This window comes from Pseudomonas sp. P106(2024) (genome assembly GCF_057480815.1).
In genome coordinates this window covers 65,819-78,241 of the sequence record NZ_JBLIYU010000004.1, presented here as the reverse complement: position 1 = coordinate 78,241, position 12,423 = coordinate 65,819, and the positions used below count along the sequence as shown (strand labels likewise).

The window sequence follows — 12,423 nt, the reverse complement described above, 5'->3', positions numbered from 1 at the left end:
ACACCATCGCAAATAGCAAACTACGCTAAAGCCTGACGCCAAAAAGCCGATAACCCGGCATCCTCCCCCATTTCGAACCGAAGGTTGCCCATGGCCACGCAAAAAGCCCGCGCGGACTCGCTGTCCCTGCTGCTGTTCACCCTGCGCAGCGGCAAGCTGATGGCTATCAACCTGCTCAAGGTCAGCGAGATCATCCCCTGCCCGCCGCTGACCAAGCTGCCGGAGTCCCACCCGCATGTCAAAGGCGTCGCCACCCTGCGCGGCAACTCGCTGTCGGTGATCGACCTGTCCCGCGCCATCGGCGAAATGCCCCTGGCCGACCCCGACGGCGGCTGCCTGATCGTCACCGAGATCAGCCGCTCGCGCCAGGGCCTGCACGTGCAGGCGGTAAGCCGCATCGTCCATTGCCTGAGCACCGACATCAAGCCGCCGCCCTACGGATCGGGCAACCGCTCGTTCATCACCGGCGTGACCCGGGTCGACAACACCCTGGTGCAGGTGCTGGACATCGAGAAAGTCATCCACGGCATCGCACCGCCGGCCCACGAGCCGCACCCGGGCGAAGTCAGCGAGGAAGACGCCAGCCTGCTGGCCGCCGCCAACATCCTGGTGGTGGACGACAGCCAGGTCGCGCTGCAGCAATCGGTGCACACCCTGCGCAACCTCGGCATCGAGTGCCATACCGCGCGCAGCGCCAAGGATGCGATCAACGTGCTGCTGGAGCTGCAAGGCACCGAGCGGGAAATCAACATCATCGTCTCCGACATCGAGATGTCCGAGATGGATGGCTTCGCCTTCACCCGCACCCTGCGTGAAACGCCGGACTTCCAGCACCTGTACATCCTGCTGCACACCTCGCTGGACAGCGCGATGAGCGGCGACAAGGCCAAGCTGGCGGGGGCCAATGCGATCCTGACCAAGTTCTCCTCGCCGGAGCTGACCAACTGCCTGGTGACGGCGGCGCGGACGGTGGTGTTCGAGGAGCGCTGACACATCAAGTCAGGATTTTCCTGACTTGATGAAGGAAAACGTTCGGGCATAATTCGCGCCCTTCGCAGATTCATTGGCGGTGTCGCGTATGAAATACCTCAGTTCGTTCCTCATTCTCTGCGCCCTTGCCAGCGGCGTAGCCCACGCCTCGAGCAACCAGGCCTGGACCGACCAGCGCAAGCACATGCTCAAGGCCTGCCTGGCCGCCAGCCAGTTCAAGGATGCCCACGCCCTGGGCAAGCCCACCGAGTTCGACGACCGGGTCGGTTACAGCGCGCTGTTGATCGAGGGCACCTACCCGCAGAAGCACATGCAGAACCGCACCGGTACCGAGTTGTGCCTGTATGACCGCCAACGCCAGCAAGCCTTCACCAGCGAATGGGACGCCGGCAAGCGATGAGCGACAGCATTCGCTTCGCCTGCACCGGCTGCGGCAAATGCTGCACGGGCCATCATGTGCCGCTGACACTTGCCGAGGCCCACTCGTGGGCGGCCTCCGGCGGCCAGGTGGTGGTGCTGATCGAAGGGTTCCTCGCCGATGGCCCGGGCATGCCGGTGGACCAGCGCGAGCATGTGCTGCGCCGTTCATTCCCGGTGCCCTGTGGCGCCGGGCAACTGCAGGTGTCGGTCACCTTCGCCGCGTTCAACCCGGGGCGTTGTCGCAACCTCGACGACAACGACTTGTGCGGCATCTATGAAAGCCGGCCGCTGGTCTGTCGCATCTACCCGGCGGAAATCAACCCGCACCTGCCGCTGCGGCCGGAAAACAAGGACTGCCCGCCCGAAGCTTGGAAACAAGGGCCTGAGCTGATTCATGGCAGCCTGCCGGTGGATGAGACACTGCGCACCTTGATCGAGGCTTCGCGTCAGGCGGACCGCGACGATATCGCCGCCAAGGTGGCGATCTGCCAGACGCTGGGGATGACCACCAGCGCGCTTAAGGGCAACGGGTTTACCGCGTGGTTGCCGGACATGACGGCGTTCGCGGCAGTGCTGGAGCAGCCGCCACAGGCGGTCGATGGGCCATGGGTGGTGCATGTGCAGGACGAGGCGCTTGCGGCCGAATTACAGGGGCATCGCCTGCAGGTGACGGGCGAAGCGCCGGTCTACTATGCGTTCATCGGTTTCTAGATAGATCCAATCGCGGGGCAAGCCCGCTCCCACGCCCTAGCCCTCGACACTCCAGGCTTCGAGGCCACTATTGTGGGAGCGGGCTTGCCCCGCGATAGGGCCGGCACTGACAACTCAATCACTGACACCGCCGCCAGAACTCATCCGCCAGCCGCCGCAGGTCCTTGGCCAGCTCCGCCACGTCACTGGCACTGCTGTGGCTGCGCTGCCCGACGCTGACCGTCGCCTCGCTGGCCTGGCGGATGCTGGTGATGTTGCGGTTGATGTTCTCGCTGACCTGGCTCTGCTGCTCCACCGCTGCGGCGATCTGCAGGCTCATCTCGTTGATCTGGTTGACCCGCACGCTGATGCTGTCCAGCGCGTCGCTGGCCAGTTGCGCCTGCTCGACGCTGTGCCCGGCATGGGCGCTGCTCTGCTGCATCACCTGCACCGCCGCGCGGGCACCCTCCTGCAGGGCGGCGATCATGCGCTGGATATCGTGGGTCGACTGCGCGGTGCGCTGGGCCAGGCCGCGCACCTCGTCGGCGACCACCGCGAAGCCACGCCCCTGGTCACCGGCACGCGCCGCCTCGATGGCGGCGTTCAGCGCCAGCAGGTTGGTCTGCTCGGCGATGCCACGGATCACGTCGAGCACCCCGGAGATCTCGCTGCTGTGATTCTCCAGTTGGTGGATCACTTCGCTGGCCTCGACCAGCGAGCCGGCCAGGTCCTGGATCGCGCAGCGGTTGCGGTCGACCAGGTGATGGCCGGACTGGGTCTCACCCTCGGCCTGGTCGGCGGCCATCGCCGCCATCTGCGCGCTGCTGGCCACCTGCGCGACGCTGGCGCTCATCTGGTGGATCGCTGTCGCCACCTGGTCGGCTTCGCTCTGCTGCTCCAGGCTGTTGGCATGACTGCTGTGCAGGGCCTCGACCAGCGAGCCGGAGTGCCCGGCCAGGCGCGACGAGGTATCGCCGATGCGCCCGACCACCGCCCCCAGCTGCGCCTTGAGCATGCGCATGGCGAACTCGATCTGCCCCAGGCCGTCACGCCGGCCGGTATACAACTGCTGGCTCAACGGGTTGTCGGCGATCGCCTGGGCCTGCTGGCGCAACCGCTCGTAAGGGCGCAACAGCACCAGAATCGCCAGGCTGCTCAAACCTGCCGCCGCTGCCACTTCCACCAGCGATTCCAGCAACGGCGCCCCCAGCCACCACTGCCCGGCACCCACTACCAGCGCCAGCACGGCACCGACCGCCAGCGACAAACGTGAGCCCAATCCCAGTACCGGCAAGCGCTCACGCCAGCCAAGTCGGCCTTCGCGCAGGCGCGCATAGCAGCGCTCGGCCGCCGCGACCTGCTCGGCCCCAGGCTTGGTCCGCACCGACTGGTACTCCAGCGCCTGCCCGCCGCTGCTGATCGGCGAGACGAAGGCGCTTACCCAGTAGTGGTCGCCGTTCTTGCAGCGGTTCTTCACCAGCCCCATCCACGAACGCCCGGCCTTGAGCGCCTGCCACATCTGGGCAAACGCCTGGGGCGGCATGTCGGGATGGCGGACGATGTGATGGGCGTTGCCCAGCAGTTCCTCGCGGGAGAAACCACTGATCCGCAGGAAATCATCATTGGCATAGGTAATGCGGCTGTCCAGGTCGGTGGTGGACAGGATGTTGGCGTCGCCGGGGTAATCCACTTCGCGACCGGTAACAGGCACATTGCACTTCATCGGAGGCTCTCGTTGTTGTACGGGAAATCGGCAGGGCGTACGACTTTAGGGGCAAACGTCGGTGCAATATTGATCCACGGCAGGGTATTGGCACTTGGCCATCAACCCGCCGAAACTGACAGCCGTGACAGCCAGGCGTCACGCTGCCGACCCGCTCGGCGCGCTATAACCCTGCAATAGCCGAATCTTTTCCCCAGCCCCTTGGCCAAGGTGCCCGCCCCGATGCGACGTCCGTCCCGTTCCCTCGTTATCACTGCCCTGGCCCTGGTCCTGCTGGCCGCCGTCGGCACCTGGCAGGGGTTGCGCCAGCAAGCTCCAGCCAGCCGCGCCGCCAGCGCGATCCCGGTGCGGGTGGTCGCGGTGGCCCAGCAGGATGTACCGCGCTACCTCAGCGCCATCGGCTCGGTGCTGTCGCTGCACAGCGTCGAGGTCCGCCCCCAGGTCGAGGGCGTGCTGACCCAGGTGTTGGTCAAGGAAGGCCAATGGGTCAGCCAGGGCGACCTGCTGGCCACCCTCGACGACCGGGCGATCCGCGCGAACCTGGATCAGACCCGCGCCCAGCTCGGCCAGACCCAGGCGCAGTTGCAGGTCGGCAACGTCAACCTCAAGCGCTACCAGCTGCTGAGCACCGACGACGGCGTGTCGAAGCAGACCCTCGATCAGCAGCAAGCCCTGGTGAACCAGTTGCAGGCGACCCTCAAGGGCAACCAGGCGGCCATCGACAATGCCGCGGTACAGCTCAGCTATACGCAGATCCGCTCGCCGGTCACCGGCCGCGTCGGCATCCGCAACGTCGACCCCGGCAACCTGGTGCGCACCAGCGACACCCAGAGCCTGTTCAGCGTCACCCAGATCGACCCGATCGCCGTGGAGTTCGCCCTGCCCCAGCAGCAGCTCCCCGTCCTGCAGAGCTTGCTGAAATCACCTACCCCCGCCGAGGTCGAGGCGTACATGGACGCCGACGGTGAACGCAGCCTGCTCGCCAGGGGCCACCTGATGCTGATCGACAATCAGGTCTCGGCCACCACCGGCACGGTGCGGGTAAAAGCCGAGTTCGACAACAAGGACGGCCGCCTGTGGCCCGGCCAACTGGTCACGATACGCCTGCGTACGGCAGTGGACGAGGACGCCCTGGTGGTGCCGCCGCCGGTGGTGCAGCGCAGCATCGACGGCCACTTCGTCTATCGCCTGGACGGCGACAAGGTCAGCGCCGTGCCGGTCAAGGTGGTGTACCAGGACAGCACGCTGAACGTCATCGCCGGGGTCAAGGCCGGCGACCGCCTGGTGCTGGACGGCCAGTCGCGGCTCAAGCCCGGCAGCACCGTCGAGGTCACGCCCGACGCCCCCGCCCCGGCGGAGATGGCCGACCGCAGGAGCCAGCCATGAACACCCGCAACGGCGTCTCGGCCTGGTGCATCGACCACCCCATCGCCACCCTGCTGCTGACCTTCGCCCTGGTGCTGCTGGGCGCCATCGCCTTCCCGCGCCTGCCGGTGGCGCCCCTGCCCGAGGCCGACTTCCCGACCATCCAGGTCACCGCCCAGCTGCCCGGCGCCAGCCCGGAAACCATGGCCTCGTCGGTGGCGACGCCCCTGGAGGTGCAGTTCAGCGCCATCCCCGGCATGACCCAGATGACCAGCAGCAGCGCCCTGGGCTCGACCAACCTGATCCTGCAGTTCACCCTCGACAAGAACATCGACACCGCCGCCCAGGAAGTCCAGGCGGCGATCAACACCGCCACCGCGCGCCTGCCCCAGGACATGCCCAGCCCGCCGACCTGGCGCAAGGTCAACCCGGCCGACAGCCCGGTGCTGATCCTCACCGTCAGCTCGACGCAGATGCCCGGCAACCAACTGAGCGACTACGCCGAGACCCTGCTGGCCCGCCAGCTCAGCCAGATCGACGGGGTCGGCCTGATCAACATCACCGGCCAGCTGCGCCCGGCCATCCGCGTGCAGGCCCAGCCCGAGAAGCTCGCCGCCATCGGCCTGACCCTGGCCGATATCCGCCTGGCCATCCAGCAGACCAGCCTCAACCTGGCCAAGGGCGCGTTGTACGGCGAGCACAGCGTGTCGACCCTTGCCGCCAACGACCAGCTGTTCCATCCCGAGGACTACGCCAGGCTGATCGTCAGCTACCGCAACGGCGCGCCGGTGCACCTGGCCGATGTGGCCAAGGTGATCGATGGCGCCGAGAACGCCTATGTGAAGGCCTGGTCCGGCGACCGGCCGGGGCTCAACCTGGTGATCTTCCGCCAGCCCGGCGCCAACATCGTCGACACCGTGGACCGGGTGCTCGACGCCCTGCCGCGCTTGCAGGAGATGCTGCCGGCGGCGGTCGATGTCTCGGTGCTGCAGGACCGTACCCAGACCATCCGCGCCTCGCTGCATGAGGTGGAGCTGACCCTGATGATCGCCGTGGCCCTGGTGATCGGGGTGATGGCGCTGTTCCTGCGCCAGTGGTCGGCGACCTTCATCGTCTCCAGCGTGCTCGGCGTGTCGCTGATCGCCAGTTGCGCGCTGATGTACGTGTTCGGTTTCAGCCTCAACAACCTCACCCTGGTGGCCATCGTCATCGCCGTGGGCTTCGTGGTGGATGACGCCATCGTCGTGGTGGAGAACATCCACCGCCACCTGGAGGCCGGCGACGACAGCCGCACCGCCGCGCTCAAGGGCGCCGGCGAGATCGGCTTCACCGTGGTGTCGATCAGCTTCTCGCTGATCGCCGCTTTCATTCCGCTGCTGTTCATGGGCGGCGTGGTCGGTCGGCTGTTCAAGGAGTTCGCCCTGACCGCCACCGCGACCATCCTGATCTCGGTGGTGGTCTCGCTGACCCTGGCACCGACCCTGGCCGCGCTGTGCATGCGCCGCCCGCCCGACGAGCAGCACGGCGGCCTCGGCCAGCGCCTGGTGCGCTGGTACGAAAAGGGCCTGGACCGGGCCCTGGCGCACCGGCGCGTCACCCTCGGCGTGTTCGGCCTGACCCTGGCGCTGGCGGTGGCCGGCTACGTGGCCATCCCCAAGGGCTTCTTCCCATTGCAGGACACCGGCTTCATCCTCGGCACCACCGAGGCGGCGGCGGATGTCTCCTACCCGGCGATGATCGCGAAACACCAGGCCCTGGCGAAGATCATCGAGGCCGACCCTGCGGTGCGCGCCTTCTCGCACTCGGTCGGCGTCACCGGCAGCAACCAGACCATCGCCAACGGCCGCTTCTGGATCTCCCTCAAGCCCCGTGGCGAACGCGACGTCTCGGCCAGTGAGTGGATCGACCGCATGCGCCCGAAACTGATGCAGATCCCCGGCATCGTCCTGTACCTGCGCGCCGGGCAGGACATCAACCTCAGCTCCGGTCCCTCGCGCACCCAGTACCAGTACGTGCTCAAGAGCAACGACGGCGTGGCGCTGAACCTGTGGACCCAGCGCCTGACCGAGCGCCTGCGCGAAAACCCGGCGTTTCGCGACCTGTCCAACGACCTGCAGCTGGGCGCCAGCGTCACCCGCATCGACATCGACCGCCAGGCCGCGGCGCGCTTCGGCCTGACCACCACCGACGTCGACCAGGCGCTGTACGACGCCTTCGGCCAGCGACAAATCAGCGAGTTCCAGACCGAGACCAACCAGTACAAGGTGATCCTCGAGCTGGACGCCCGCCAGCGTGGCAAGGCCGAAAGCCTCAACTACTTCTACCTGCGCTCGCCGCTGTCCGGCGAGATGGTGCCGCTGTCGGCCCTGGCCCATGTCGCGCCGCCCAGCACCGGCCCCCTGTCGATCAGCCACGACGGCCTGTTCCCTGCGGCCAACCTGTCGTTCAACCTGGCTCCCGGCGTGGCCCTGGGCGATGCGGTGCAGATCCTCGAACGCACCCAGCGCGAGCTGGGCATGCCCGACTCCATCGCCGGCAACTTCCAGGGCGCGGCCCAGGCGTTCCAGAGCTCACTGTCCAGCCAGCCATACCTGATCCTCGCCGCGCTGGTGGCGGTGTACATCATCCTCGGCGTGCTCTACGAGAGCTTCGTGCACCCGCTGACCATCATCTCCACCCTGCCCTCGGCGGGCCTGGGCGCGCTGATCCTGCTGTGGCTGATGGGCCAGGACTTCACCATCATGGGCCTGATCGGCGTGGTGCTGTTGATCGGCATCGTCAAGAAGAACGGCATCCTGCTCATCGACTTCGCCCTCGACGCCCAGCGCCACCAGGGCATGACGCCCGAGCAGGCGATCCGCCAGGCATGCCTGGTGCGCTTCCGTCCGATCATCATGACCACCCTGGCCGCGCTGCTCGGCGCGGTGCCGCTGATGTTCGGCTTCGGCACCGGCGCCGAACTGCGCCAGCCGCTGGGCATCGCCGTGGTCGGCGGCCTGCTGGTAAGCCAGGCGCTGACGCTGTTCACCACCCCGGTCATATACTTGGCCCTGGAGCGCCTGTTCCACCGCCGCCGGGCCGCTGCCGCCCCCGCGCCGACCGCCAGTTGAGACAAGACCATGCGTGTGCTGATCATCGAAGACGAAGAGAAAACCGCCGACTACCTGCATCGCGGCCTCACCGAGCAGGGCTTCACCGTCGACCTGGCCCGCGACGGCATCGACGGCCTGCACCTGGCCCTGGAAGGCGACTACGCGGTGATCGTGCTCGACGTGATGCTGCCGGGCCTGGATGGCTACGGCGTGCTGCGCGCACTGCGGGCGCGCAAGCAGACGCCGGTGATCATGCTCACCGCCCGTGAGCGGGTCGAGGACCGTATTCATGGCCTGCGCGAAGGCGCCGACGACTACCTGGGCAAGCCGTTCTCGTTCCTTGAACTGGTCGCCCGCCTGCAGGCGCTGACCCGACGCAGCGCCATTCATGAGCCCTTGCAGATCCAGGTGGCGGACCTGTGGATCGACCTGATGGCACGCAAGGCCACCCGCGCGGGGGCGCGTCTGGATCTCACCGCCAAGGAATTCTCGCTGCTCAGCGTGCTGGCCCGGCGCCAGGGTGAGATCCTGTCCAAGACCGCCATCGCCGAGCTGGTCTGGGACATCAATTTCGACAGCGACGCCAATGTCGTCGAGGTGGCCATCAAGCGCCTGCGCGCCAAGCTCGACGGGCCGTTCGACAACAAGCTGCTGCATACCATTCGAGGCATGGGTTATGTCCTGGAGCACCGTGGGTAGCCCGGGGGGCGCTGCGCGCCCCACTCGTGACGCAAGGCCGCTCCCACAGCGGCTCGCGTCTCCCTGTAGGAGCGGCCTTGCGTCGCGAAAGGGCTGCGCAGCAGCCCCCAGTGAGATTTGTCCATGACCCTTTTCCGAAGCAAACCCGGCAACTCCATCGCCCTGCGCCTCTCGGCGCTGTTCACCCTGGTGGCCCTGGCCGTGTTCGTGCTGATCGGCAGCGCCCTGTACCGCCAGGTCGACCGCAGCCTCGACCTGCTGCCGGCCGCCGAACTGGACGCGCGCTTCAGCGTGCTCGAATCCACCCTCAACCGCTACGGCACCCCCGAGCACTGGGCCAAGATCAACAACAAGCTCAACCTGCTCAGCGAGGAAGACCGGCGCATCCGCTTCTGGGTGGTGAGCAGCAACCCGGCCTTCGAGTACGGCCGTCCCACCGAGCAGGTGCGCGGCTTCGCCGAGGGCGCGCCGGGCATGCGTGACCTGCGCCTGAGCGACAGCCCCTACCCGTACAAGGTGCTGGTCAGCGAACTGCCGGCGCTGGGTGAGCGCCCGCCGCTGCGCTTTCTGATCGGCATCGACACCGAGACCTTCTGGCAGGCCCAGCACAGCCTGCTGGTGGCCATCGTCGGCCTGGCCGCCCTCGGCGTGCTGCTGGCCTCGCTGCTCGGCTACTGGGTCGCGCGCATCGGCCTCAGGCCCCTGCTGGCGCTGTCGGACGAAGCCCAGGCCCTGGCCCCGCCGCGCCTGGACGACCGCCTGCAGACCCGCGACCTGCCGCCGGAGCTGGCGCAGTTCGCCGGCGCCTTCAACGCCGCCCTCGACCGGGTCAGCCAGGCCTATTCGCAACTCGAGGCCTTCAACGCCGACGTCGCCCACGAACTGCGCTCGCCGCTGACCAACCTGATCGGCCAGACCCAGGTCGCCCTGACCCGCGGGCGCAGCGCCGAGCACTACTTCGAGGTGCTGCAATCGAACCTCGAAGAGCTGGAGCGGCTGCGCAGCATCATCAACGACATGCTGTTCCTGGCCAGCGCCGACCAGGGCAGCAAGGCCACCTCGCTGACCAGCGCCTCGCTGGCCGAGGAAGTGGCCACCACCCTCGACTACCTCGACTACATCCTCGAGGACGCCCAGGTCAGCGTCAGCGTCAGCGGCGACGCCCAAGCCTGTTTCGAAAAGGCCCAGCTGCGCCGGGCGCTGATCAACTTGCTCAACAACGCCGTCCAGCACACCGCGCCGCACCAGGTGATCCAGGTGCGCATCGAGGCGGGCGAGGAACAGGTCAGCATCGCGGTGAGCAACCCAGGGCCGGCGATTGCCGACGAGCACCTGCCGATGCTGTTCGAGCGCTTCTACCGCGTGGATGCAGCGCGTGCCAACAGCGGCGGCGGCAACCACGGACTGGGCCTGGCCATCGTCAAGGCGATCGCCCTGATGCACGGTGGCAGTGTTTTCGTGCACAGCCAAGCCGGCGCCAATACCTTCGGCATTAACCTGCCGAACGCTCAACTACGCGGGTTTGCGGTAAAAGTCTGAGTGTTTTTGCCGCGATCATTACTTTTTGCGCAACAGTGCTTATCTGAACAGCCTCTGTTTCCCCGCTGTTTACAGGACTAACTTTAGCCCTGTCTCCATTAGCACTTGCCACGCAAGAAGGTTGCATCAAATGTCCAACAGTATGGGTATTGCCAGCGTGTTCGTCCTGTCTTCCCTGTTGTTGTCGCCCCTGGCCATGGCCGAAGAATCCCCGGCCTTCGTTGCCCGTAACGCCGAACTCGCCGCAGTTCACCAGGAGGCGCGTGACGCTTACGCCGCACAGCAGTCCGCTGCGGCAAAAGACGCACAGCAGACAGCCTCCAAGGTATCTGTCGATACCGATGCCGATAGTTGACCGGCCACGTCAACTGTTTCCAGTTTTCCCTGGGCTACACCATGGGCACTGCCTGTGACGATATGTTAGCCTTTCAAAGCCGCTGCCTTTCAGCGGCTTTTTTTATGCGTCGAAAATATCAGCCTGGCTGTTACGTCTCTAATAAGAACTTGCAGACACGACAATAAAAAAATGCCCCATCGCTTGACCAAAGGAGTGTGTACCGGTGTCTTTTGCGTTTCGTTTCACCCCGTTGTTCGTTGCATTGGCCGCAACGATGCCCATGGCCGCACAGGCCGATGAAGACAAGGCTGATGGCTTCATCGAGGGTTCCACGCTGAACCTGCATTTCAGAAATGCCTACTTCAACCGCAACGAGAAGAATGCCTCGATCAAGGACAAGCGCGAGTGGGGCCAAGGTGCCGTCGCCCGCTTCGAGTCCGGCTACACGCCCGGCGTGATCGGTTTCGGCCTCGACGCCCACGCCATGGTCGGCCTGAAGCTGGACGGCGGCGGCGGCCGCGCCGGCACCTCGATCCTGCCGAGCGCGCCGGAAGACAAGGCACGCCATGCCTTCTCCACCGCTGGCGGCGCGATCAAGCTCAAGGGCTTCGATACCGAGTTCAAGGCCGGTGACCTGTTCCTCACCAACCCGGTGATCGCCGGTGGCGAAAGCCGCATGCTGCCGCAGACCTTCCGCGGCGTCGCCGTGACCAACCGCAGCATCGACGGGCTGATGCTCGAAGGCGGCAAGGTCAGCTTCACCAAGCCGTACAACCAGAGCGGCCACCGCCGCATCAACACCTACTACAGCAACCAGACGCCCGAGCAGGACAGCCAGAACCTGAGCTGGGCCGGTGCGTCCTGGAGCGGCACCGAAGGCGTCACCGCCAACGTCTACGCCGCCGAGCTGAAGGACATCTGGAACCAGTACTACGCCGACTTCGACTACACCTACGCGGTCAACGACCTGGTCAGCCTGAACCCTGGCGTGCACTTCTATCACACCCAGGACACCGGCCAGTCGAAGCTGGGCGACATCGACAACAACACCTGGAGCGTGCACTTCACCGTCGCCGCCGGGTACCACAGCGTCACCGCCGCCTACCAGCGGGTCAACGGCGACACGCCGTTCGACTACATCAACCTGGGCGACAGCATCTTCCTCGACAACTCGCGCATGTACTCGGACTTCAACGCACCGAACGAGCGCTCGTGGAAGCTGCAGTACGACTATGACTTCGCCGGCCTCGGCATGCCGGGCCTGAGCACCTCGCTGTCGTACTCGCGCGGCAAGGCCGACCTGACCAAAGCCAGCCAGGACACCCAGTACTACGCTTTCTATAACGCCGACGGCGAGAATGCCCGGCACTGGGAGCGTGACTTCGACGTGAAGTACGTATTCCAGCAAGGCCAGCTGAAGGACCTGTCGGTGCTGCTGCGCTATGCCACGCACCGGGCCAACGCGGCGTACTCGAACATCCAGGACAACAACGAATTCCGCGTGATCGTGGATTATCCGTTGAACGTGTTCTGATCTGAAACCGATCGCGGGGCAAGCCCGCTCCCAC

At 66.1% G+C, this 12,423-nt stretch carries 10 protein-coding genes; 9 read left to right on the top strand and 1 reads right to left on the bottom strand.

Annotated features, from left to right (window positions below; genetic code table 11):
• The first annotated feature begins 90 nt into the window (after positions 1-90).
• The 3 genes from AC25M7_RS08875 (at position 91) to AC25M7_RS08865 (ending at position 2,121) form a co-directional block, all read left to right on the top strand.
• The gene (locus tag AC25M7_RS08875) at positions 91-990 is read left to right on the top strand and encodes a chemotaxis protein (RefSeq protein ID WP_028689806.1); all 900 of its coding nucleotides are present in this window, start codon (positions 91-93) and stop codon (positions 988-990) included.
• 88 nt (positions 991-1,078) lie between these two features.
• Positions 1,079-1,390 carry a hypothetical protein gene (locus AC25M7_RS08870; protein WP_028689807.1) on the top strand — a complete coding sequence of 104 codons (312 nt, stop codon included), beginning with the start codon at positions 1,079-1,081 and terminating at the stop codon, positions 1,388-1,390.
• A complete protein-coding gene (locus AC25M7_RS08865) occupies positions 1,387-2,121 on the top strand; it encodes a YkgJ family cysteine cluster protein (protein ID WP_486970949.1) in 735 nt (244 codons plus the stop codon). Before AC25M7_RS08870 ends, AC25M7_RS08865 begins: the two co-directional genes overlap by 4 nt.
• Before the next feature lie 118 nt (positions 2,122-2,239).
• On the opposite strand, the gene AC25M7_RS08860 is transcribed toward AC25M7_RS08865, so the two are convergent.
• Positions 2,240-3,823, bottom strand: a complete 1,584-nt coding sequence (locus AC25M7_RS08860; RefSeq protein ID WP_062364007.1) for a methyl-accepting chemotaxis protein — start codon at positions 3,821-3,823, stop codon at positions 2,240-2,242.
• A gap of 222 nt (positions 3,824-4,045) precedes the next feature.
• Between AC25M7_RS08860 and AC25M7_RS08855 the strand changes: the two genes are divergently transcribed.
• From AC25M7_RS08855 to AC25M7_RS08830, 6 genes are all read left to right on the top strand, one after another.
• A complete protein-coding gene (locus tag AC25M7_RS08855; RefSeq protein WP_236179615.1) occupies positions 4,046-5,209 on the top strand; it encodes an efflux RND transporter periplasmic adaptor subunit in 1,164 nt (387 codons plus the stop codon).
• Entirely contained in the window at positions 5,206-8,298 is a 3,093-nt protein-coding gene (locus AC25M7_RS08850) for a multidrug efflux RND transporter permease subunit (protein ID WP_069016124.1), read from the top strand. Before AC25M7_RS08855 ends, AC25M7_RS08850 begins: the two co-directional genes overlap by 4 nt.
• Positions 8,299-8,307: 9 nt before the next feature.
• The gene (locus AC25M7_RS08845) at positions 8,308-8,979 is read left to right on the top strand and encodes a heavy metal response regulator transcription factor (RefSeq protein WP_050703789.1); all 672 of its coding nucleotides are present in this window, start codon (positions 8,308-8,310) and stop codon (positions 8,977-8,979) included.
• A gap of 123 nt (positions 8,980-9,102) precedes the next feature.
• A complete protein-coding gene (locus tag AC25M7_RS08840; RefSeq protein WP_028689813.1) occupies positions 9,103-10,518 on the top strand; it encodes a heavy metal sensor histidine kinase in 1,416 nt (471 codons plus the stop codon).
• Between the two features lie 130 nt (positions 10,519-10,648).
• Positions 10,649-10,873, top strand: a complete 225-nt coding sequence (locus AC25M7_RS08835) for a hypothetical protein (protein ID WP_023631633.1) — start codon at positions 10,649-10,651, stop codon at positions 10,871-10,873.
• Positions 10,874-11,078: 205 nt separating this feature from the next.
• Positions 11,079-12,389, top strand: a complete 1,311-nt coding sequence (locus AC25M7_RS08830) for an OprD family porin (protein WP_028689814.1) — start codon at positions 11,079-11,081, stop codon at positions 12,387-12,389.
• Positions 12,390-12,423: the final 34 nt, after the last annotated feature.